The 21,909-nt window shown below is 73.3% G+C and carries 21 protein-coding genes and 1 pseudogene; 17 read left to right on the plus strand and 5 right to left on the minus strand.

Features of this window, described 5'->3' with window-relative positions:
- Positions 1-122: 122 nt before the first annotated feature.
- The 6 genes from hrcA (at position 123) to ACIQWR_RS06320 (ending at position 5,596) form a co-directional block, all read left to right on the plus strand.
- Complete coding sequence (gene hrcA, locus ACIQWR_RS06295) at positions 123-1,139, plus strand: heat-inducible transcriptional repressor HrcA (protein WP_404005473.1); 1,017 nt, start codon at positions 123-125, stop codon at positions 1,137-1,139.
- Positions 1,140-2,276: a molecular chaperone DnaJ gene (dnaJ, locus tag ACIQWR_RS06300; RefSeq protein ID WP_399267141.1), complete on the plus strand. Its 1,137-nt coding sequence runs from the start codon at positions 1,140-1,142 to the stop codon at positions 2,274-2,276.
- A 112-nt stretch (positions 2,277-2,388) separates the two neighbouring features.
- Positions 2,389-3,480 carry a nitronate monooxygenase gene (locus ACIQWR_RS06305; RefSeq protein WP_404005474.1) on the plus strand — a complete coding sequence of 364 codons (1,092 nt, stop codon included), beginning with the start codon at positions 2,389-2,391 and terminating at the stop codon, positions 3,478-3,480.
- Positions 3,477-4,220: a 16S rRNA (uracil(1498)-N(3))-methyltransferase gene (locus ACIQWR_RS06310; RefSeq protein ID WP_404005476.1), complete on the plus strand. Its 744-nt coding sequence runs from the start codon at positions 3,477-3,479 to the stop codon at positions 4,218-4,220. The genes ACIQWR_RS06305 and ACIQWR_RS06310 overlap by 4 nt, the downstream gene beginning before the upstream one ends.
- A 108-nt stretch (positions 4,221-4,328) precedes the next feature.
- Positions 4,329-4,688: a histidine triad nucleotide-binding protein gene (locus ACIQWR_RS06315; RefSeq protein WP_404005477.1), complete on the plus strand. Its 360-nt coding sequence runs from the start codon at positions 4,329-4,331 to the stop codon at positions 4,686-4,688.
- A gap of 2 nt (positions 4,689-4,690) precedes the next feature.
- Positions 4,691-5,596: a ribonuclease Z gene (locus ACIQWR_RS06320; protein WP_404005479.1), complete on the plus strand. Its 906-nt coding sequence runs from the start codon at positions 4,691-4,693 to the stop codon at positions 5,594-5,596.
- Here the strand turns inward: ACIQWR_RS06320 and ACIQWR_RS06325 are convergent.
- On the minus strand, positions 5,488-6,942 hold the full coding sequence (locus ACIQWR_RS06325) for an MFS transporter (RefSeq protein ID WP_404005480.1): 1,455 nt from the start codon (positions 6,940-6,942) through the stop codon (positions 5,488-5,490). The two genes, ACIQWR_RS06320 and ACIQWR_RS06325, sit on opposite strands and share 109 nt — an antisense overlap.
- 197 nt (positions 6,943-7,139) lie before the next feature.
- Here ACIQWR_RS06325 and ACIQWR_RS06330 point away from each other — a divergent pair, with 197 nt between their 5' ends.
- The 7 genes from ACIQWR_RS06330 to ACIQWR_RS06360 all read left to right on the plus strand — a co-directional run bounded on the left by ACIQWR_RS06330 (position 7,140) and on the right by ACIQWR_RS06360 (position 14,064).
- Positions 7,140-8,288 (plus strand): PfkB family carbohydrate kinase, encoded by a 1,149-nt coding sequence (locus ACIQWR_RS06330; RefSeq protein WP_404005482.1) that lies wholly within the window; start codon positions 7,140-7,142, stop codon positions 8,286-8,288.
- A 142-nt stretch (positions 8,289-8,430) separates the two neighbouring features.
- Entirely contained in the window at positions 8,431-10,530 is a 2,100-nt protein-coding gene (locus tag ACIQWR_RS06335) for a PhoH family protein (protein WP_404005483.1), read from the plus strand.
- A gap of 12 nt (positions 10,531-10,542) precedes the next feature.
- Complete coding sequence (gene ybeY / locus ACIQWR_RS06340; protein ID WP_354380195.1) at positions 10,543-11,040, plus strand: rRNA maturation RNase YbeY; 498 nt, start codon at positions 10,543-10,545, stop codon at positions 11,038-11,040.
- The gene (locus ACIQWR_RS06345; protein WP_404005485.1) at positions 11,037-12,341 is read left to right on the plus strand and encodes a hemolysin family protein; all 1,305 of its coding nucleotides are present in this window, start codon (positions 11,037-11,039) and stop codon (positions 12,339-12,341) included. Before ybeY ends, ACIQWR_RS06345 begins: the two co-directional genes overlap by 4 nt.
- Positions 12,338-12,691, plus strand: coding sequence for an MmcQ/YjbR family DNA-binding protein (locus ACIQWR_RS06350; RefSeq protein WP_404005487.1), 354 nt, complete (start codon positions 12,338-12,340; stop codon positions 12,689-12,691). Before ACIQWR_RS06345 ends, ACIQWR_RS06350 begins: the two co-directional genes overlap by 4 nt.
- 157 nt (positions 12,692-12,848) lie before the next feature.
- Positions 12,849-13,583, plus strand: coding sequence for a hypothetical protein (locus tag ACIQWR_RS06355; protein ID WP_404005488.1), 735 nt, complete (start codon positions 12,849-12,851; stop codon positions 13,581-13,583).
- Between the two features lie 109 nt (positions 13,584-13,692).
- Positions 13,693-14,064 carry a cytidine deaminase gene (locus ACIQWR_RS06360; protein WP_404005489.1) on the plus strand — a complete coding sequence of 124 codons (372 nt, stop codon included), beginning with the start codon at positions 13,693-13,695 and terminating at the stop codon, positions 14,062-14,064.
- 18 nt (positions 14,065-14,082) lie between these two features.
- Here ACIQWR_RS06360 and ACIQWR_RS06365 read toward each other — a convergent pair whose 3' ends face one another.
- Positions 14,083-15,342, minus strand: a complete 1,260-nt coding sequence (locus tag ACIQWR_RS06365) for an MFS transporter (RefSeq protein WP_404005775.1) — start codon at positions 15,340-15,342, stop codon at positions 14,083-14,085.
- A 145-nt stretch (positions 15,343-15,487) separates the two neighbouring features.
- Between ACIQWR_RS06365 and ACIQWR_RS06370 the strand changes: the two genes are divergently transcribed.
- The 4 genes and pseudogenes from ACIQWR_RS06370 to era all read left to right on the plus strand — a co-directional run bounded on the left by ACIQWR_RS06370 (position 15,488) and on the right by era (position 19,886).
- A complete protein-coding gene (locus ACIQWR_RS06370; RefSeq protein WP_404005490.1) occupies positions 15,488-16,498 on the plus strand; it encodes a GlxA family transcriptional regulator in 1,011 nt (336 codons plus the stop codon).
- Between the two features lie 173 nt (positions 16,499-16,671).
- Positions 16,672-17,985, plus strand: a complete 1,314-nt coding sequence (locus ACIQWR_RS06375; protein ID WP_404005777.1) for a beta-xylosidase — start codon at positions 16,672-16,674, stop codon at positions 17,983-17,985.
- Positions 17,982-18,422, plus strand: a pseudogene (locus ACIQWR_RS06380) (WxL protein peptidoglycan domain-containing protein); the annotation flags it as partial. The gene ACIQWR_RS06375 and the pseudogene ACIQWR_RS06380, both read left to right, overlap by 4 nt.
- A 513-nt stretch (positions 18,423-18,935) precedes the next feature.
- Positions 18,936-19,886: a GTPase Era gene (gene era, locus ACIQWR_RS06385; protein WP_404005778.1), complete on the plus strand. Its 951-nt coding sequence runs from the start codon at positions 18,936-18,938 to the stop codon at positions 19,884-19,886.
- A gap of 28 nt (positions 19,887-19,914) precedes the next feature.
- Here the strand turns inward: era and ACIQWR_RS06390 are convergent, their stop codons facing one another.
- The 3 genes from ACIQWR_RS06390 to ACIQWR_RS06400 all read right to left on the minus strand — a co-directional run bounded on the left by ACIQWR_RS06390 (position 19,915) and on the right by ACIQWR_RS06400 (position 21,899).
- Positions 19,915-20,625, minus strand: coding sequence for an SAM-dependent methyltransferase (locus ACIQWR_RS06390; protein WP_404005491.1), 711 nt, complete (start codon positions 20,623-20,625; stop codon positions 19,915-19,917).
- 134 nt (positions 20,626-20,759) lie between these two features.
- Complete coding sequence (locus tag ACIQWR_RS06395; protein ID WP_404005492.1) at positions 20,760-21,602, minus strand: GNAT family N-acetyltransferase; 843 nt, start codon at positions 21,600-21,602, stop codon at positions 20,760-20,762.
- 27 nt (positions 21,603-21,629) lie between these two features.
- Positions 21,630-21,899, minus strand: a complete 270-nt coding sequence (locus tag ACIQWR_RS06400; RefSeq protein WP_404005493.1) for a protealysin inhibitor emfourin — start codon at positions 21,897-21,899, stop codon at positions 21,630-21,632.
- Positions 21,900-21,909: the final 10 nt, after the last annotated feature.

Genomic DNA, 21,909 nt, shown 5'->3' on the forward strand with positions numbered 1-21,909 from the left:
ACCCGCCGTACACTGACCGGGGGATCTCTGGCACTCACCGACCGCGAGTGCCAGTGGCACCCGCCATGACGGCCGGTGGACAGGCTCCACACGAACAGGCATCACAGACGGAGGTGTGCGCGATGCTCAGCGAACGCAGACTCGAAGTGCTCCGCGCCATCGTCCAGGACTACGTCGGGACGGAGGAGCCGGTCGGCTCCAAGGCGCTCACCGAGCGGCACCGGCTCGGCGTCTCGCCCGCCACCGTGCGCAACGACATGGCCGTGCTGGAGGAAGAGGGCTACATCGCCCAACCCCACACCAGCGCGGGGCGCATCCCCACGGACAAGGGCTACCGCCTCTTCGTCGACAAACTGGCGGGCGTCAAACCGCTGTCGTCGCCCGAGCGCAGGGCCATCCAGAACTTCCTCGACGGCGCCGTGGACCTCGACGACGTCGTCGGTCGCACGGTGCGGCTGCTGGCGCAGCTCACCCGGCAGGTCGCCGTCGTCCAGTACCCCAGCCTGACCCGCTCCACCGTCCGTCACGTCGAGCTGCTCTCGCTGGCCCCGGCCCGCCTGATGCTCGTACTGATCACGGACACGGGCCGGGTCGAGCAGCGGCTCGTCGACTGCCAGACGCCCTTCGGGGAGACCTCCCTGGCCGATCTGCGGGCGCGGCTCAACAGCCGGGTCGTCGGCCGCCGGTTCACTGACGTGCCGCCGCTGGTGCAGGACCTCCCGGAGTCCTTCGAGACCGAGGACCGGGCGACGGTCTCCACCGTCCTCGCGACCCTCCTCGAATGCCTCGTGGAGGAAGCCGAAGAACGGCTGATGATCGGCGGCACCGCCAATCTCACCCGCTTCGGACACGATTTTCCCCTGACGATCAGGCCGGTGCTCGAAGCGCTGGAGGAGCAGGTCGTGCTCCTCAAGCTGCTGGGCGAGGCCAGTGAGTCGGGAATGGCCGTACGGATCGGGCACGAGAACGCCTACGAGGGACTGAACTCCACGTCGGTCGTCTCGGTCGGTTACGGTTCGGGCGGCGAAGCAGTCGCCAAACTCGGCGTGGTCGGACCGACCCGCATGGACTACCCCGGAACGATGGGAGCGGTACGCGCAGTGGCACGTTACGTCGGACAGATCCTGGCGGAGTCGTAAGTGGCCACGGACTACTACGCCGTACTCGGCGTGCGCCGCGACGCTTCCCAGGACGAGATCAAGAAGGCCTTCCGGCGCCTCGCGCGTGAACTCCACCCGGATGTGAATCCGGACCCGAAGACGCAGGAGCGCTTCAAGGAGATCAACGCGGCCTACGAGGTGCTGTCGGACCCGCAGAAGAAGCAGGTCTACGACCTCGGCGGCGACCCGCTGTCCTCCTCGGGCGGCGGCGGAGCGGGCGGGTTCGGAGCCGGTGGCTTCGGCAACTTCTCGGACATCATGGACGCCTTCTTCGGGCAGGCCTCGCAGCGCGGACCGCGCTCGCGGACCCGCCGGGGCCAGGACGCCATGATCCGCCTCGACCTGGAACTCGACGAGGCGGCCTTCGGGACGACCAAGGACATCCAGGTCGACACGGCCGTCGTCTGCACCACCTGCTCCGGTGAGGGCGCCGCACCCGGCACCTCGGCGCAGACGTGTGACATGTGCCGCGGCCGCGGCGAGGTCTCGCAGGTCACCCGGTCCTTCCTGGGCCAGGTCATGACCTCGCGGCCCTGCCCGCAGTGCCAGGGCTTCGGCACCGTGGTCCCGACCCCGTGCCCCGAGTGCGCGGGCGACGGCCGGGTCCGTTCCCGCCGCACCCTGACGGTCAAGATCCCGGCCGGTGTCGAGAACGGCACCCGCATCCAGCTCGCGGGCGAGGGCGAGGTCGGCCCCGGCGGCGGCCCCGCCGGCGACCTCTACGTCGAGATCCACGAGCTGCCGCACTCGACCTTCCAGCGCCGCGGGGACGACCTGCACTGCACGGTCACGATCCCGATGACGGCGGCCTCCCTCGGCACGAAGTGCCCGCTGGAGACCCTGGACGGCCTCGAAGAGGTGGACGTCCGCCCCGGCACCCAGTCGGGCCAGTCCATCCCGCTGCACGGCCGCGGCGTCACGCACCTGCGCGGCGGCGGCCGGGGCGACCTGATCGTCCACGTCGAGGTCATGACCCCGAACAAGCTGGACGCGCAGCAGGAGGAGTTGCTGCGCCAGCTGGCGAAGCTGCGCGGCGAGGAGCGGCCCACCGGGCAGTTCCAGCCCGGGCAGCAGGGCCTCTTCAGTCGGCTGAAGGACGCCTTCAACGGCCGCTGATCGCGCTGGCACCGGACGCCCCGGGCGGGCGTCCGGTACACCGGGGAACCGGACTATGCCAGGCGAATTGCACGATTCGGTCGGGGGCGGGGGACATGGCACGATGCTCGGCATGTCCTCCGCACCGAACGGTCTTCACCAGTACCCGATCGTGCAGGCCCCGATGGCGGGCGGCGGTTCCTGCCCGCCGCTGGCCGCCGCCGTGTGCGAGGCGGGCGGGCTGGGCTACCTGGCCGGCGGCTACAAGACCGCCGACGGCATGTACCAGGAGATCAAGCGGCTGCGCGGACTGACCCGCCGCCCTTTCGGCGTCAACCTCTTCGTCCCGCAGGCCACTTCGGTCGACCCCGCCGCCGTCGAGGCCTACCGCGGGCAGCTCGCCGGTGAGGCCAGCTGGTACGAGGTCTCCCTCGCGCCCGAGGACACCGTCGGCACCTGCGACGACGGCTACGACGCCAAACTCGCCATCCTCCTCGAAGACCCCGTTCCGGTGGTCTCCTTCACCTTCGGCTGTCCCCCGGCCGAGGTGCTCGCGGCGCTGCGCCAGGCCGGCACCCGCACCGTGGTCACCGTGACCTCCGTCGAGGAGGCCAAGGCCGCGCAGGACGCGGGCGCCGACTGCGTCTGCGTCCAGGGCATCGAGGCGGGCGGCCACCAGGGCACCCATCGCGACGACCCGCACCTCGACGGGACGGCGGGCATCGGCCTGCTGGCCCTGGTCGGGCTGGTGCGGGAAGCCGTCGCGCTCCCGATCGTCGCCGCGGGCGGCATCATGCGGGGCTCGCAGATCGCCGCCGTGCTGGCCGCGGGCGCGGAGGCCGCGCAGCTCGGCACCGCCTTCCTGGCCTGTCCCGAGTCGGGCGCCGACCCGGCGCACAAGAAGGCCCTGACCGACCCGCTGTTCACGCACACGGAACTCACCCGGGCCTTCTCCGGTCGGCCGGCGCGCGGGCTGGTCAACCGCTTCATGCGGGAGCACGGGCCGTACGCGCCTGCCGCCTATCCCCAGGTCCACCACATCACCTCCGGCCTGCGCAAGGCCGCGGCGGCGGCCGGAGACCCGCAGGGCATGGCGCTGTGGGCGGGTCAGGGGCACCGGTTGGCCAGGCCGTTGCCCGCCGGGCAGCTGGTGGAGGTACTGGCGGCCGAACTGGCCGAAGCGCAGAGCGTGTTGCAGATGTTGAAGATGAGGAGTGCGTCATGACCGCCCCGGTGTTCGTGGTCGAAGAGGTCCCCGCGGGGCCGGAGTTCGTCCTGGACGGTCCCGAAGGCCGCCACGCGGTGTCCGTGAAGCGGCTGAACCCCGGCGAGGCGGTGGTCCTCGCGGACGGCCGCGGGCGGTGGGCCGAAGCCGTGGTCAAGGCGGCGGAGGGCAAGGACCGGCTGGTGGTGGCGGTCGAATCGGTCCACGAGGAGCCGGAGCCGACGGTACGGATCACCGTGGTCCAGGCGCTGCCGAAGGGGGACCGGGGCGAGCTGGCCGTCGAGACGATGACCGAGACCGGGGTCGACGCGGTGGTGCCGTGGCAGGCCTCGCGGTGCATCACGCAGTGGCGCGGGGAGCGGGGGGCGAAGGCGCTGGGCAAGTGGCGGGCGACCGCGCGGGAGGCCGGCAAGCAGTCCCGCCGGGTCCGGTTCCCCGAGGTCGCCGAAGCGATGTCCACGAAGCAGGTCGCCGCGCTGCTGGCCGGGGCGGACCTGGCGGTGGTCCTGCACGAGGACCGGGACGCGGGGTCGCTGGCGCTGGCCACGGCGGAGCTTCCGGTGGCGGGGGCGATCGTGGTCGTCGTCGGGCCCGAGGGCGGGGTCTCGCCGGAGGAGTTGGCCGTGTTCGCGGAGGCGGGGGCGAAGCCGTACCGGTTGGGGCGGTCCGTCCTGCGGACCTCCACCGCCGGCACCGCCGCCGCGGCCGTCCTGCTGGCCCGCACGGGCCGCTGGTCGTAGCCGTAGCCGGTCGGCGCCGCCGGGCGAGTTCAGCCTCGCCGGCGTTTGAGGCGCCGCCGGAGGCGTTTACGATGCGGGGAGTCGATCACTGCTACGGAGGCGCCGCACATGGCCGGGGAACCTCAGGCTGACTGCCTGTTCTGCAAGATCGTCAAGGGTGAGATCCCCTCGACCGTCGTCCACGAGACCGAGACGACCCTCGCCTTCCGGGACATAAGCCCCAAGGCGCCGACGCACGTCCTCGTCATCCCCAAGGTCCACTACCCGGACGCCGCCTCCCTCGCCGCCGCCGAACCCGCCGTCGCGGGCGACGTGCTGCGCGCCGCGGGCGAGATCGCGACGCAGGAGAAGATCGACGGCTCCGGCTACCGGATCGTCTTCAACACCGGCGCGGGCGCCGGCCAGACCGTCTTCCACGCGCACGCCCACGTGCTCGGCGGCCGCGGCCTGGAATGGCCCCCGGGATAGCCGTGTCCGTACGCGAGTTCGTGGTGCTGGGCACCGCCAGCCAGGTGCCCACGCGCCACCGCAACCACAACGGCTACCTCCTGCGCTGGGACGGCGAGGGCATCCTCTTCGACCCGGGCGAGGGCACGCAGCGCCAGATGCTGCGGGCCGGAGTCGCCGCGCACGACATCAACCGGATCTGCGTCACCCACTTCCACGGTGACCACAGCCTCGGCCTCGCCGGGGTGATCCAGCGGATCAACCTCGACCAGGTCCCGCACCCCGTCACCGCGCACTACCCCGCCTCCGGCCAGAAGTTCTTCGACCGGCTGCGCTACGCCACCGCCTACCGGGAGACGGTCGCGCTCGCCGAAGCCCCCGTCGCCGCCGACGGGGTGCTGGCGAGCGGGGCGACGTACACCCTGGAGGCCCGGCTGCTCTCGCACCCCGTGGAGTCCTTCGGGTACCGGATCACCGAGCCCGACGGCCGCCGCATGGTGCCCGAACTGCTCGCCCGGCACGGGATCGAGGGCCCCGACGTCGGTCGGCTCCGGCGCGACGGCGAGCTGAACGGCGTCACCCTCGACGACGTCAGCGAGCACAAGCCGGGCCAGCGCTTCGCGTTCGTCATGGACACCCGGCTCTGCCCCGGCGTCGACGCCCTCGCCGAGGGCTGCGACATGCTGGTCATCGAGTCCACGTTCCTCGACGCGGACGAGCGCCTCGCCACCGACCACGGACACCTGACGGCCGCCCAGGCCGCCCGGGTCGCCCGCGCGGCCGGGGTCCGCCACCTCGTGCTGACCCACTTCTCGCAGCGCTACACGGACCCGGCCGACTTCGAACGCGAGGCCCGCGCCGCCGGGTTCGAGGGCGAGCTGACCATCGCCGCCGACCTCGCCCGGGTCCCGCTGCCCAAGCGCGGGTAGCGGGCCGCCGGGGACCGCAGCAGCACCCGCAGCGGCGTGCGCCCCGGCAACGGCCGCACGCTCACGTCGACGACCGTCAACTCCGGCGCGCCCACCCGCGGCAGCCGCCCGGAGAGCGCCGCCCCGGCCCCCGCCGCCAGGACCGCGGCCGGGGCCCCGCCCCGGCGCCGCACCGACCCCGGCACCAGCGGGCGGCCCCCCGCGTGCAGGGCGACCGCGGTCAACGGCGCGGCCACCGCGAGCAGCAGCCCGCCCAGCACCAGCCCCATCGCCGGGAACCCCGCCCGCTCGGCCAGCAGACTGCCCGTGACCGGGCCGCACGCCACCCCGAGGGAGGACGCGGAGCCCGCCAGCACCGCCCAGCGGCCGCGCGGATCCAGCGCCGCGGCGAGACCGATGGCGTACGAGAGGACCACCGGGTAGAGCGCGTTCCACAGGATCTCCCCCGCGGCGAAGGAGCCCAGGTCCCGCGCGGCGGAGGACGCGGCCACGCAGAGCGCGATCAGGGCCGTACCCGCCCCGATCGGCGCCGCCCGGCCGAGCCGCGCGCCCAGCGCGGACGCGGCGGTGACCCCGAGCAGCCCGGCGCCGAGCGCGGCCGCGAAGACCATGCCCAGCGTCACCTCGGACAGGCCCGCCTGCTGGGACCCGATCCGGCCGCTGACCCCCCACAGCGCGTTCTGGGCCAGCGACCACAGCATCAGCGCCCCGGCCAGCACCACCCCGGCCCGCGGGTTCGGCAGCCGCGAGGCGGAGCCCCGTACGACGCCCCGCCCCCCGGCGGTCCGTCCGCCGTCGCCCGGCGGCCCGGCGAGGCGCCCGGTGGCGGGCCAGGCCAGGGCCGCGACCAGCGCGATCGCGGCGAAGGGCAGCCCGTGGCCGCCGCCGAGCCGGGGCAGGGTCAGGTACAGCGCCCCCGCGGTCGCCGACACCGACAGCAGCCCCACGGCCGACGTGCGGTGCGGATCCCGCTGGGCGGCGATCCCGGAGGCGGCGACGGCGGTGGCCGTACCGGAACCGAAGCCGCCGACCACCGCCCCCACCACGACCAGCGGCAGCAGGGAGGTGGCGGCGGCCGCGGCGTAGCCCGCGACGGCGAGCAGCAGCCCGAGCCGGGCGAGCGGGCGCGGCCCGTGACGCGGGATGCGGGAGGCGAGGGCGAAACCGGCGGCGGCGGAGCCGAGCAGCAGCACCGAGCCGATGAGCCCGGCCTGGGCGGAGCTGAGCGGGAGGTGCGCGTCGAGCCGTCCGACCACCGTGGGCAGCAGGTACGGGGCGACGTAGCCGGCGGTGAAGAGGGCGACGAGGGGCCAGGAGGCGGGGTGCTCCGGAGCATGGTCGGACACGGTGGATCCAGGTGGCGCGCGGGTGGTTCGAGGCACCGCGTGAGAAGCGGGGGCCAATATCTATCAAGCGACCGGAGTTGGGGAGAAGAGCGATCCGGTGGTGATCTGGGACACACTGGGGTTTGCGCCGGTCCGGGCAGGGCAGGGCTGGCAGCCTTCCGGACCCTCCACGCCGCGTACGAAACGGGGAACACGCCGTGACCAGTCGCAACAGCCGCCAGAACGGGAACAGAGCCGCCGGCGAGCAGGTGGACCCGCTCGGTCCGATCCGCTCGCCCCGCGATCCGGACTGCGACGTCTTCCTGACCGGCACGGTCTTCCTCGACATCATCTTCACCGGCCTCGACTCGGCCCCGGTGCGCGGCACCGAGTCCTGGGCCCGCGGCATGGGTTCCAGCCCCGGCGGAGTCGCCAACATGGCGACCGCGCTGGCCCGGCTCGGGCTGCACACCTCGCTCGCCGCGGCCTTCGGCGACGACCACTACGGCGAGTACTGCTGGGACGCCCTGGAGCAGGGCGAGGGCATCGACTTGGCGATGTCGCGCCGGATTCCCGGCTGGCATTCGCCCGTCACCGTCTCGATGGCCTACGAGGGCGAGCGCACGATGGTCTCCCACGGCCACGAGGCGCCCCCCGGAGCCGCTTCGGACCCCATCCCGGACTGTCCGCCCCGGGCCAGGGCCGCGGTCGCCTCACTGGCCCCCGGGCGCCGCGAGGAGTGGGTCGCCGCGGCAGCGCGCCGCGGGGCCCGGGTCTTCGCGGACGTCGGCTGGGACGAGAGCGGGCGCTGGGACCTGGACGCGCTGGGCGACCTGGACCACTGCGAGGCCTTCCTGCCGAATGCCGCGGAGGCGGTGCGCTACACGGGGACGGACTGCCCGCGCGCGGCGGCCCGGGCCCTGGCCGAGCGGGTGCCGATCGCGGTGGTCACGATGGGCGCGCAGGGCTCGTACGCGGTGGACGGCCGGACCGGGGAGAGCGCCGAGGTCCCGGCGATCGAGGTGGAGGCCCTGGACCCCACGGGCGCGGGCGACGTGTACGTGGCGGGCTTCGTCACCGGCACCCTCGCGGGCTGGCCGCTCGCGGACCGGCTCGCCTTCGCCGGCCTGACCGCGGCCCTGTCCGTGCAGGAGTTCGGCGGCTCGCTGTCCGCCCCCGGCTGGCCGGAGGTGGCCCACTGGTGGCACGCCCTGCGGGCCCGGCCCGGCGGGGTCCCCGAGGGGCTCCGGCACTACGGGTTCCTGGAGGACCTGGTGCCCGGGGACGCCGCCGCGGCCGCCGAGGAGGCGCGCCGGGCCGTGCGGCGCCGTGCGGTGCCCACGATCGGCTTCCGCCACTCCGCGTAGGGGAGCGGCTCGTGACCTGCCGGGGGAGCTCGGGAAATCCCTTCGGGCATCCGGGTGCGGAGTCGTACGCTTGGTAATCCAGAGGGTCGTCGATCGGCGAGACCCCTCGACGGGAGGTATGTGCAGGCCTCAGAGCCGGCCCATGACTCAGACACCGACAGCCCGCACCCCCGCAGTACCGGGGCAGGCACGAGCCCACTTCACCGTCCCGGCCAAGCACCCGATGGTGACGGTGCTCGGATCGGGAGACGCCCTCTTGCGCGTGATCGAGCGGGCGTTCCCCGCCACCGACATCCACGTGCGGGGCAACCAGGTAAGCGCGGTCGGGGAAGCGGCGGAAGTCGCCCTCGTCCAGCGCCTCTTCGACGAGATGATGCTGGTGCTCCGCACCGGACAGCCGATGACGGAGGACGCAGTGGAACGGTCGATCGCGATGCTCCGCGCCAATGGCACGGGCGACGGCAGCCGGGGCGGCGAGGAGACCCCGGCCGAGGTGCTCACCCAGAACATCCTCTCCAGCCGCGGCCGCACCATCCGCCCCAAGACCCTCAACCAGAAGCGGTACGTCGACGCGATCGACAAGAACACGATCGTCTTCGGCATCGGCCCCGCCGGTACCGGCAAGACCTACCTGGCGATGGCCAAGGCGGTCCAGGCCCTCCAGTCCAAGCAGGTCAACCGGATCATCCTGACCCGCCCCGCGGTCGAGGCGGGCGAGCGCCTCGGCTTCCTGCCGGGCAGCCTCTTCGACAAGATCGACCCGTACCTGCGCCCGCTCTACGACGCGCTGCACGACATGATCGACCCCGACTCGATCCCGCGCCTGATGGCGGCGGGCACCATCGAGGTGGCGCCGCTGGCCTATATGCGGGGTAGGGCGCAGCCGGTGTTCACGAAGGTGTTGACGCCGGACGGCTGGCGTCCCATGGGCGACCTCCGGGTGGGTGACCTCGTCGTCGGGTCCAACGGTGAGCCAACGCCGGTCCTCGGGGTATACCCGCAGGGCGAGAAGGACATCTACCGCGTGACCGCACAGGACGGGTCCTGGACCTTGTGCTGCGGCGAGCACCTCTGGACGGTCCGCACGGCGTCCGACAGGCGGCGCGACAAGCCGTGGCGCGTCCTGGAGACGAAGGAGATGATCGGTAACCTCCGCGCGGCGCACGCCCGCCGCTACGAGTTGCCGACGCTGACCGCTCCCGTCGCGTTCCCTGCGCGGACGATTCCCATGGACCCGTACGCCCTGGGACTCTTGCTCGGGGACGGATGCGTCACCGGCTCCACCACCCCGTCGTTCTCCACCGAGGACGAAGAGCTCGTCCGCGCGCTGGAAGACGCGCTCCCGGGTGTCGTGGCCCGGCACAAGCGCGGCCCCGACTACGTCCTGAACAGGGTGAAGTCGCCCGGCGACGTGGTCACCCTGGCGAATCCCGTCACTCAGGTGATGCGGGAATTGGATCTCTTGGGCAGTCGTTCCCACTCCAAGTTCGTGCCGGACGACTACCTCTTCAACACGGCCGAGGTCCGACTCGCGGTGCTCCAAGGGCTGCTCGACTCCGACGGGGGTCCGGTTACCCAACGGGACCGGACCTGCCGGATCCAGTACTCCACTTCGTCGATCGTCCTGCGCGACGACGTGATCGCCCTCGTCCAGTCCCTCGGCGGTGTGGCGTACACACGGCGCCGCAGGGCCGAGGGTAGGGCACAGGGCAGTGCGCTGGGCATCCACCGCTTCGACTCGCACGTCGTCGAGATCCGTCTCCCCGACGAAATCGAGCCCTTCCGTCTCGCCCGCAAGCGGGACACCTACCGCGCGGCCGGTGGTGGTGGGCGCCCGATGCGCTTCATCGACTCCATCGAGCCGGCGGGCCGCGAGGAGGCGGTGTGCATCCAGGTGGCCGCCGAGGACTCGCTGTACGTCACCCAGGACTACCTGCTGACGCACAACACCCTCAATGAGGCGTTCGTCGTGCTCGACGAGGCGCAGAACACCACGCCCGAGCAGATGAAGATGTTCCTCACCCGGCTCGGCTTCGACTCGAAGATCGTCGTCACCGGTGACGTGACCCAGGTCGACCTCCCGGGCGGTACCAAGAGCGGTCTGCGCCAGGTCCAGGAGATCCTCGAAGGGGTCCCGGACATCCACTTCTCGCGGCTCACCTCCGAGGATGTCGTCCGGCACAAGCTCGTCGGCCGTATCGTCGACGCGTACGAGCAGTACGACAGCCACAACGGGAAGTAGTCCAGAAGCACCATGTCGATCGACGTCAACAACGAGTCCGGAACCGATGTCGACGAGCAGGCGATCCTCGACATCGCCCGCTACGCGCTCACCCGGATGAGGATCCACCCGCTGTCCGAGCTGTCCGTCATCGTGGTCGACGAGGCCGCGATGGAGCAGCTGCACATCCAGTGGATGGACCTGCCCGGACCCACCGACGTCATGTCCTTCCCGATGGACGAACTGCGTCCGCCGTCGAAGGACGACGAGGAGCCCCCGCAGGGGCTCCTCGGTGACATCGTGCTCTGCCCCGAGGTCGCCAAGAAGCAGGGCGAGGACGCCCCGACGCAGCACTCCATGGACGAGGAGCTCCAGCTCCTCACCGTCCACGGGGTGCTGCACCTGCTCGGCTACGACCACGAGGAGCCCGACGAGAAGGTCGAGATGTTCGGCCTGCAGGCGGCCATCGTGGACGGCTGGCGCGGTGAGCGCGGGATGACCGGGGCCTCTCCCGCCCCCACCGTCTCGTGACCGCCCCCCAGCTGATCACCGGGGCGGTCCTGCTGGTCGTGGTGGCCTGGTTCGCGGCCTGCGCCGAGTCCGGGATCGCCCGCATGTCCAGCTTCCGTGCCGAGCAGGCCGTGCGCGAGGGGCGGCGCGGCAGCGCCAAGCTCGCCCAGGTCGTCGCCGACCCGACCCGCTACCTCAACGTGGCCCTGCTGGTCCGGGTGACCTGCGAGATGGCGGCGGGCGTCCTCGTCACCTACGTGTGCCTCGACGCCCTCGGCGACAACTGGCGGGCGCTGCTCACGGCCATCGCCGTGATGGTGCTGGTCTCCTTCGTCGCGGTGGGCGTCTCCCCCCGTACGATCGGCCGCCAGCACCCGCTGAACACGGCGACCGCGGCGGCGTACGTCCTGGTCCCGCTGGCCCGGGTGATGGGCCCGATCCCGCAGCTGCTGATCCTCATCGGCAACGCGCTGACCCCCGGGAAGGGCTTCCGCAAGGGGCCGTTCGCCTCCGAGGCCGAGCTGCGCGCGATGGTCGACCTGGCGGAGAAGGAATCGCTGATCGAGGACGACGAGCGCCGCATGGTGCACCAGGTCTTCGAGCTCGGCGACACGCTCGTGCGCGAGGTGATGGTGCCGCGCACCGACCTGATCTGCATCGAGCGGTACAAGACGATCCGTCAGGCGACCACGCTCGCGCTGCGATCGGGCTTCTCGCGCATCCCGGTCACCGGGGAGAACGAGGACGACATCGTCGGGATCGTCTACCTCAAGGACCTGGTCCGCAAGACGCACGTCAGCCGCGAGGCGGAGTCCGAACTCGTCACCACCGCCATACGCCCGGCGGTCTTCGTGCCCGACACGAAGAACGCGGGGGACCTGCTGCGCGAGATGCAGCAGGTCCGCAACCACGTCGCCGTCGTCATCGACGAGTACGGCGGCACGGCCGGGATCGTCACCATCGAGGACATCCTGGAGGAGATCGTCGGCGAGATCACCGACGAGTACGACCGCGAACTGCCGCCCGTCGAGGAGCTCGGCGACGACCGCTACCGGGTGACGGCCCGTCTCGACATCACCGACCTCGGCGAGCTGTTCGGGGTGGAGGACTTCGACGACGAGGACGTGGAGACGGTCGGCGGACTGCTCGCCAAGGCGCTCGGCCGGGTGCCGATCGCGGGGGCTTCCGCGCTCCAGGACCTGCCCGGCGGCCGCTCGTTGCGGCTGACCGCCGAATCGACGGCGGGACGTCGGAACAAGATCGTCACCGTGCTGGTCGAGCCGGTCGAACCGGCGCCGGCCGTCGAGGGGGAGAGCGCATGACGCCCGCCGAGCTGCGCGCCTTCTGCCTCGGATTCAACGCCGTGGTCGAGGAGTTCCCGTTCAATCCGGAGACCTCGGTCTTCAAGGTGCTGGGGAAGATGTTCGCGCTCTCGGCGCTCGACGGGACCCCGCTCACGATCAATCTCAAGTGCGAACCGGAAGCCGCGGTGCGGTTGCGCGCCGAGCACGAGGCGGTCGCCCCGGGCTGGCACATGAACAAGCGGCACTGGAACACGGTGACCGTGGGCGGGCTCCCGGACGCGATGGTCGAGGAGCTGATCGAGGACTCGTACGACCTGGTGGTGGCGGGGCTGCCGAGGGCGGAGCGGCTGCGGCTCGACCGACCCTGAGGCGGTGGCGGTGGCGGTGGCGGGGGAGGGGCGCGGGCCGCTGGGCGGAACGGACTGGGAGCAAGGTCACAATTTTGCGTGACCTTCGGATCATCGGAATTGCTTACTTTACGCTTAGGTTTGCTTCCGCCAAGCAAGATCCGTTCCTGGAGTCCTCGTGCAGCGCCGTACCCGTTTCGCCGCGACCGCCCTCGCGGCCGCCTCCCTGCTCTTCGTCGCCGCGTGCCAGGGCGGCGAGAAGGCCGGCGACAAGGCCGGCGACAAGGCCGGCTCGGCCGCGTCCGCCAAGGGATCCGGGGCGCTGACGGCCGACCAGGCCCAGCGCGTGCTGCTGACGGTGGCGGACCTCTCCAGCGGGTGGAAGCTCGACGAGAACACCGTCATCGACAACGGCGACGCCAAGAGCCGCGAGTTCGGCGCCGCCAAGCCGGAGAGCTGCAAGGCCGTCGTCGACCTGGTCAACACCGGCCGACTGCTGACCGACTACAAGATGAGCCGCCAGGCCGTCTTCAGCGACGCCTCCGGCAGCAGCCTGATGCTCCAGGACGTCAGCGGCTACGAGAACGCGGCCGACGCCGAGCGCGCCGTGACCGCACTGGCCGCGACGGTCAAGGCCTGCGGGTCCTTCGAGGCCACCTACGAGGGCAAGGCCGCCCTCGCCAAGGCCGAGGTCTTCGACATCCCGGCCCTCGGCGAGCAGTCCACCGGCCTGCGCGTGCAGTTCAAGAACGAGGAGCACGTCGTGGACCAGGACATCGCGGTGATCCGGGTCGGCGCGGTGATCAGCACCGTCCACAACAACTGGGGCGAGGGGCAGCGCGGGGAGAAGGACTTCGACCGCGCCATCCACAAGGTGGAGACCTCGCTGAAGGCCACCAAGCCGACTGCCTGACGCGACACCAGGCGACCCTGAGCCGGGGGGCCAGGGGGGGGTATGGAGGGGAGAGCGCCTCGGCGGGGCCGTTGTACGGCCGCGCCGAGGCGCTCCTATGCTTTCCGGCATGACGGACAGCGATCACGACAACGCCGGCGCCGCGCTCGGCCCCGAGGACAGCAAGATCATCACGCTGGCGCGCAGCGCCCGGGCCCGCAACGCGGTGCCCGAGGGGGCGGCGGTGCGGGACGAGACGGGCCGTACGTACGTCGCCGGGACCGTGGAGCTGGAATCGCTCAAGCTCAGTGCGCTGCGCACGGCCGTCGCCATGGCCGTGGCCAGCGGCGCCCAGTCCCTGGAGGCCGCGGCCGTGGTCAGCGCGGCCGACGACGTGGCCGAGGCCGACCGGGCCGCCGTCCGCGACCTCGGCGGCGCGGCCACCCCCGTCCTGCTGGCGGCCCCGGACGGCACCCTGAAGTCCACGATCACGGCCGGCTGACCGAGGTACGGACCCCGCTCAGGCGCCGGCCGCGACGGAGGCCGGTGCCTGAGCGAGCGGGTCGCGGCGGCGCCGGATCACCATCGCCATCAGCGCGGCCACCGCGCACAGCGCCCCCGAGGCGTACCAGACCAGGTCGTACGAGCCGAAGGCGTCCCGCGCCAGGCCGCCCAGGAAGGCCACCAGCGCCGCACCCACCTGGTGCGAGGCCAGCACCCAGCCGAAGACGATCGCGCTGTCCTCGCCGTACTGCTCCCGGCACAGGGCGATCGTGGGCGGGACGGTCGCGACCCAGTCCAGGCCGTAGAAGACGATGAAGAAGACCATCGGCGGGTGCACCGAGGGCGCCAGCAGCATCGGCAGGAAGAGCAGCGAGACCCCGCGCAGCGCGTAGTAGACCGCCAACAGTCGGCGCGGCTCGAAGCGGTCGGTGAACCAGCCGGAGGCCACCGTGCCGATCACGTCGAAGACGCCGATCACCGCCAGCAGTCCGGCCGCCGCCGTCACCGGCATCCCGTGGTCGTGCGCGGCGGGCACGAAGTGCGTCTTGACCAGGCCGTTGGTGGAGGCGCCGCAGATCGCGAAGGTCCCGGCGAGCAGCCAGAAGGGACCGGTGCGGGCCGCCTTGAAGAGCACGGTGAGGGTGCGCCGGGCGGCGCCCGGGACCGGAGCGGGCTTGGGGGCGTACTCCCCGCCGTACGGGGCGAGCCCCACGTCCGCCGGGTGGTCGCGCAGCAGCAGCCAGACGAACGGTACGACGGCCAGCGCGGCGAGTGCGACGGTGACCGCCGCCGGGCGCCAGCCGTGGTGCTCCACCAGCCAGGCCAGCAGCGGCAGGAAGACCAGCTGGCCGGAGGCGCCGGCCGCGGTCAGGATGCCGGTGACCAGGCCGCGCCGGGCGGTGAACCAGCGGTTGGTCACCGTCGCCGCGAAGGCGAGCGCCATCGAGCCGCTGCCCAACCCCACGAGCACGCCCCAGAAGAGCACCAGCTGCCAGGACGCGGTCATCCACACGGTGGCCGCCGTGCCGCCGGATATCACCAGCAGCGCGACGACCACGATCCGGCGGATGCCGTAGCGGTCCATCAGGGCCGCGGCGAAGGGCGCGGTCAGCCCGTACAGGGCGAGGTTGACCGAGACGGCGAAGCCGATCGTCCCGCGCGACCAGTCGAACTCCTTGTGCAGCGGGTCGAGCAGCAGACCGGGCAGGGAGGCGAAGGCCGCGGCCCCGATGATCGTCACGAAGGTGACGGCGGCGACGGACCAGGCGCGGTGGATCCGCCCGGCGGGGCGCGGTGCCGGGGCGGTGGAGTCGGGCGGGGTGCTGCCGGGGAGGGGCGCTGTCTGGGTCACAGGAACAGCTTCCGGCCCCCGGGAGCCGTGATCCAGTGGCCTGACCGACAGGGTTCGCTACGATCGGGCCATGACCGATCGGGCCACGAACCCTGCCGCGCGCCGGGGCCGACCGCACCGCGTGGTCGTCCTCGCCCTCACCGGACTGCTGCCCTTCGAGCTGGGCATCCCGCACCGGATCTTCGGCCGCGCCCACGATCCGGCGGGCCGGCCGCTGTACGAGATCCTCACCTGCGGGCTCGCGCCCGGCCCGGTCCGCACCGACGCCGACTTCGCGATCGAGGTCGCCCACGGTCCGGAGCTCCTGGCCGCCGCCGACACGGTGGTCGTGCCCGCCTCCTACGAGCTGGGCCCGGTCTACGACGAGGGGCGGCTCACCCCCGAACTCGCCGCCGCCCTCGCGCACGTGCGCCCCGGCACCCGGCTCGTCTCCATCTGCACGGGCGGGTTCGTGCTGGCCGCGGCGGGGTACCTCGACGGCCGCCGCGCCACCACCCACTGGGCCTCCGCCGCGCACTTCCAGCGGCTCTTCCCGGCCGTCCTGGTCGATCCCGACGTGCTGTACACGGACGACGGGGACGTGCTCACCTCGGCCGGAGTGGCCGCCGGGATCGACCTGTGCCTGCACATCGTGCGCCGCGACCACGGCGCGGCCGTGGCCAACGACGTGGCCCGGCGCACGGTCGTGCCGCCCCACCGGGAGGGCGGCCAGGCCCAGTTCATCGAGCGGCCGGTGCCGCGGCCGGAGCTCGCCAGCACCACGGCGGCCCGCGCCTGGGTCCTGGACCGGCTGCACGAGCCGGTCCGGCTGACCGACCTGGCCCGCCAGGAGGCCATGTCGGTACGGACGTTCACCCGCCGCTTCCGGGAGGAGTCCGGGGTCAGCCCCGGCCAGTGGATCGTCATGCAGCGGGTGGAGCGGGCCCGACAGCTGCTGGAGCGCACCGAACTGCCGATGGAAGAGGTCGCCCGGCAGGCGGGGTTCGGCCACGCCCAGTCGCTGCGCAAGCACGTGCAGGCGGCGCTGGGGGTGAGCCCGACGGCGTACCGGCGGACCTTCCGGCGGCGCGAGGGGGAGTGAGCGGGCCGAAGGTGGTGAACCTGCCGCTATCTGATGGGCCATCAGCTGACGTCGGGCCGCTCCCTTGACATCTGCCGCCGCCCGCTCGTGAATGGCCCCCTGCCGAGGTGGACAGCGGGGGTGTCGCGGTGCGCAGAGGGACGCGGAGCAGGGGCTGGTCGGCGGCCGTCGGCATGGCCGTCCTCGCCGCCGCCGCGGGTGGCGGGCTGAGCGCGCCCGCCTCCGCCGAGGTCGGGGAGCCGGCCCCGGCGGGCCAGGTCGACTTCCCCACGCACTGCGTGCCGCCGCAGCAGGCCGGGCTGCCGCCCGCCGACGGCCCCACCACCGCGGTGCTCACCGTGGACGACCCCGCGCCCCGGGTCGGCGACACGGTCACCATCACCTACCGGGTGGCCGCCACCCCGGCCGTGAACCCGCTGACCACCGACCTGCCGACCGACGTGCTGACCCCCACCGCCGTGATCGTGCTGGGCGGGGCGCAGCAGGGGGAGGTGACCGTGGTCGGGGCCAAGAGCAACGACCCGGTGCCGGCGGGCGCGGTCCTCCCCGCCGTCACCATGACCGGCACCTTCACGGTCACCGCCCCCGGCGAGACCACCTTCGCCCCCGGCGCCTACACCCTGCACACCAGCCACCTGCTCGACCTCGACACCACCTGCACGCCCGCCGCGGCCGGGGAGCGGTCGCCGGTCGCCGGTCGGCTCACCGCGGGGGCGCTGCCGGCCGCGAACCTGCGCGCCGTCGCCCTCGACGGCGCGTCCGGCCGGCCCGGCGCCGCCGTCAAGGTCACCGGCAGCGGATTCACCCCGGGCGCGGCCGTGACCGTCACCGGGCGCGCGGGCGCCGCGCCCACCGCCGACCGGGTCACCGCGACCGCGGACCGGCTCGGCGCGGTCCTGGCCGACCTGCCGGTCACCGACCGGACGACCACGGCCGTCGTCGCCTACGAGGGCCCGGCCTGGACGGCGGAACGCGGCTCGGGCCCGGGCGCGTACACGGTCCTCGCGGACCCGCCCCGAGCCCAGGAGCAGCGGACCGGGACGCAGCGGGTGACGGCGATGGTCGAACCGGGGGCGCTGACGATGACCCAGGCCGGGGAGTCCGTCACGCTCGCCGCGATCGCGTACGGCGACGGGGGCGCGGCCCCCGGCCGGATCGGCACGGTCACCGTCAAGGACGCGCGGGGCGGCCCCGCCGGCTGGTCCCTGATCGGCAAGGTCACGGACTTCACCGGCCCCGGCGGGGTGAAGGTCCCCGGCGCCGAGCTGAGCTGGACCCCGGTCTGCGTGACGACGGCCGGGAGCCGGAGCACCTGCGCGGCGGGCAGCGCCGGGGCGGTCGGGGAGGGCGGGGCGGTCCTGGCGTCGACCCCGGACGCATCGGCGGTGGGCGGGACCTTCACCGTGGACGCGATCGTCACCCTCCGGCTGCCGCGCTACACCCCGCCGGGGGCCTACACGGCCGTCCTGACGCTGACCCTGTCGTGACCGGGGGCCCCGCGAGGGCGGCGGGTGGACGGGGGACCAGGCTGGGCCGCGCGATCCTGTGCGCGCTGCTGCTCGCGCTCGGGCCCGCCGGGGCCGCCGCGGCCGCCGACAACGGACAGTGGTCCGTCCTCCCCGCCGCCAACACGATCGCCCAGCGCCCGTACTTCTACCTCGCGGCCGCCCCCGGAACCACCGTCTCCGACGCCGTCACCCTCACGAACCGCACCCCCGGCCCGCTCACCTTCCGCCTCTACGCCGCCGACGCCTACAACACCGCCCGCGACGGCGGCTTCGCCCCGCGCGGGCCCGAGGAGCCGCGGGAGGCCACCGGAGCCTGGACCCGGCTCGCGCGGGACCGGGTCACCGTGCCGGCCCGGGGGTCGGTCAGCGTGCCCTTCACCCTGACCGTGCCCGAGCGGGCCGAGCCCGGGGACCATCCCGGGGCCGTCGTCGCGCTGGAGGACCGGCCGGGCGGCGCCCCGGGCGGCGGCGCGGGGAGCACGGGGATCGACGTCCAGCGGGCCGTCGCCGCCCGGGTCTACCTCCGGGTCGCCGGGCCGACCGCGCCCGCCCTGGCCGTCGAGGGGCTCGCGGTCACCCGCCGCGGCTCCGGCGCCGAGGTCTCGTACACGCTCCACAACCTCGGGAACGTCACCCTGCGCCCCCGGACCGCCCTCGCCGCCGGCGGAGCCTTCGGCCGCTCCCTGCTGAACCGGGCGGCGACCGCCCGCGCCGAGCTGCTGCCCGGCCAGCGGGTCCGGTTCACCGAGCACTGGGCGGACCCGCCCGCCCTCGAACGGATCACCGTGACCGTCCGCGCCACGGCCCCCGGAGCCACCGCCCGGGCGGGCGTCGGGTACGCCGTTCACCCCTGGTCGGGGGTCCTGCTGGCGGGTGCGACCGTCCTGCTCGCCATGGCCTGGTCGGCGCTGGGAGCCGCATCGGGGAGAATGGCCCGTATGAGCGATCGTTCCCCCGAGCCCACCGCCCCGCACCGCGCGGGCTTCGCATGCTTCGTCGGCCGTCCCAACGCGGGCAAGTCGACCCTGACCAACGCACTCGTGGGTACCAAGGTCGCGATCACCTCCAATCGGCCGCAGACCACCCGCCACACGGTCCGGGGCATCGTGCACCGCCCGGACGCCCAGCTCGTCCTGGTCGACACCCCCGGCCTGCACAAGCCCCGCACCCTCCTGGGCGAGCGGCTGAACGACGTCGTACGGGCCACCTGGACCGAGGTCGACGTCATCGGCTTCTGCCTCCCGGCCGACCAGAAGCTCGGCCCCGGCGACAAGTTCATCGCCAAGGAACTCGCGGGGATCAAGAAGACCCCCAAGATCGCCATCGTGACCAAGACCGACCTGGTCGAATCCAAGGCGCTGGCCGAGCAGCTGCTCGCCATCAGCCAGCTCGGCGCGGAGCTGGGCTTCGAGTGGGCCGAGATCGTCCCGGTCTCGGCGGTCGGCGACAGCCAGGTCCAGCTGCTGGCGGACCTGATCGCCCCGCTGCTCCCGGAGAGCCCGCCGCTCTACCCGGAGGGCGACCTCACCGACGAGCCCGAGATGGTGATGGTGGCCGAGCTGATCCGCGAGGCCGCGCTGGAGGGCGTGCGCGACGAGCTCCCGCACTCCATCGCCGTGGTCGTCGAGGAGATGATCCCGCGCGAGAACCGCCCGGCCGACCGCCCGCTGCTGGACATCCACGCGAACGTCTACATCGAGCGGCCGAGCCAGAAGGGCATCATCATCGGCCCGAAGGGTTCGCGCCTGAAGGAGGTCGGGATGAAGTCGCGCAAGCACATCGAAGCGCTGCTCGGCACCCCGGTCTTCCTCGACCTGCACGTGAAGGTCGCGAAGGACTGGCAGCGCGACCCCAAGCAGCTCCGCAAGCTCGGCTTCTGACCGCCACGGGCATCCGTTCAGACACCCCTTAGCGCAGGCGCCGCACCTTCACCGCATTGTCCGTCCGGGTCCCGGGCCGGCCGTCAGGCCGGTCCTGGGCCCGTTCGTGTTCCTCGGCCAGGAGCACCTCCCAGGCGCCGTCCGGCAGCTCCAGCTCCGCCACGACCTGCTCCGGCGTCGGGAAGCGGACCTCGGGGTGGGTGTTCTCCTGCCAGGTGGCCCAGCCCGCGTGGCCCACGATCAGCAGGACGCCGCCGGGGGCCACCGACGCGGCGGCGGTGCGCAGGATCCGCTCGCGCGGGAAGTCGCCGTAGGAGTGCAGGAAGCTCGCCGAGACCAGATCGAACTCGCCGGCCGGGAAGGACTCGGCCAGGTCGTGGCGCTGCCACTCGATCCGGTCGCCGACCCCCGCCTCGGCCGCGTGCGCGGCGCCGCGCTCCAGGGCGACGCCGGAGATGTCCGTGGCGGTGACCCGCCAGCCCCGGCGGGCCAGCCAGACCGCGTCGCCGCCCTCGCCGCTGCCGAGGTCCAGGGCGCGGCCCGGGGCGACGCCGTCGATCTCGCGGACCAGGACCGCGTTCGCGTTCCCGCTCCAGATGCGCTCGCTCTCCCGGTAGCGGGCGTCCCAGAACTCCGCGCCGGTGGCGGCGGTGTCGCCGGGTGCGCCGGGGGGCTGGTGGGCGTGCGCGTCGGGCTGCGTCTGCTCGGGCGTCTCGGGCGCTTCGGCCGTCTCGTGCATGGGGGCCTCTTCCTGCTGTTTCCTGCTGTGCGGGCGCCGGGGTGGCTGCCCGCACCGCCGATGCTGCGCCCCTGGCCGTGCCGGCGACAACGTTTGTTGCCACTTCGGCAAACGCGCCGCGCGGGCGGGCGGGCCTACGCCGCCGGCTCCTCCTGCGGCGGCTCCGCGATCAGGGCGGTGCCCACGCGGCGGAAGCCGATCCGCCCGTACAACCGGGCCACGTCCTCGTCGCCGGCCGAGAGGAACACGGTCCGCACGCCGCGGGCCAGGGCGTCCGCGACCAGCGCCGCCGTGACGCCCTGCGCCAGCCCCTGGCGGCGGGCCGCCGGGAGGGTGCCGACGCCGACGACCTCCGCTGTGGTGCCCACCGGGATGTACTGGCCCGAGCACAGGACCACGTCGCCCCGCACCGCCGCCGCCACGCCGCTCAGACCCGATCCGATCCGCCGCGCCACCTGCGCCCGCCGGGCCCCGCTCGCCGGATCCGCCACGGCGGCCGCCAGTTCGGCCGGGCCCGCCTCGCCCGGGGCGGTGCCGGGCGCCGCGAAGGCCAGCATCGGGACGGTCACCGCCGCCCGCAGCAGGGGGTCTTCGGCGTCGAGCATCCGGACCTCCGGATGCGGGGGCACGCGTACCTCGGCCAGGTCCAGAACCATCAGGGGGTGTGCATGGACATGCAGTCCGGCACCTTCCACGGCGGCGCGTAGCGAGGGGGTGTTTTCGGCCACCCATTCGAAGGCTTCGGGCACGCCCAGCTCGCGCTGGCGGGCGCGGACCCGGGCGACGTCGGCGACGCTCGCCGCGGGCGCGGACCCGTGGCCGAGGGACGGGCGCGCGTAGTAGGGCCAGCCGTCGCCCTCCTGCACGAACAGGGTGAGCGGGCCGAAGTCCTCGGCCCGCGCACCCCCGGTCCGCGGCACGGTGTCGTAGTAGCGCTCCAGGCCATCGAGGCCGGCAAGGTCATCGCGAGAGGTCATCCGGGCATCCAAACAGAAAGGACCTGGTCAGGCACCTTCTTTGAGGACCCGGGTGATCAGTTGGCGCTGGGCGTCGGAGAGGTTCGGGTCATGGCACGACACCGTCCGGCCGTCGACCGTGATCCGGTACGAGAACCCGTCCCGGATCCGGTCGGCGGCGGTCCCCGGCGGTCCCGGGCGCAGCGCGAGCTGTGCCAGGGCCTGCCACTGCGCCTCGTCGGGCAGGCCCGACGTGTCGATCTCGACCCGGCGCTCGATGCCCGCGAAGCCGCCGGTCCGCACCACAAGAATCCGCATGGGACCTGTC

The sequence above is a fragment of the Streptomyces sp. NPDC098789 genome (assembly GCF_044759975.1).
GTDB lineage: Bacteria > Actinomycetota > Actinomycetes > Streptomycetales > Streptomycetaceae > Streptomyces.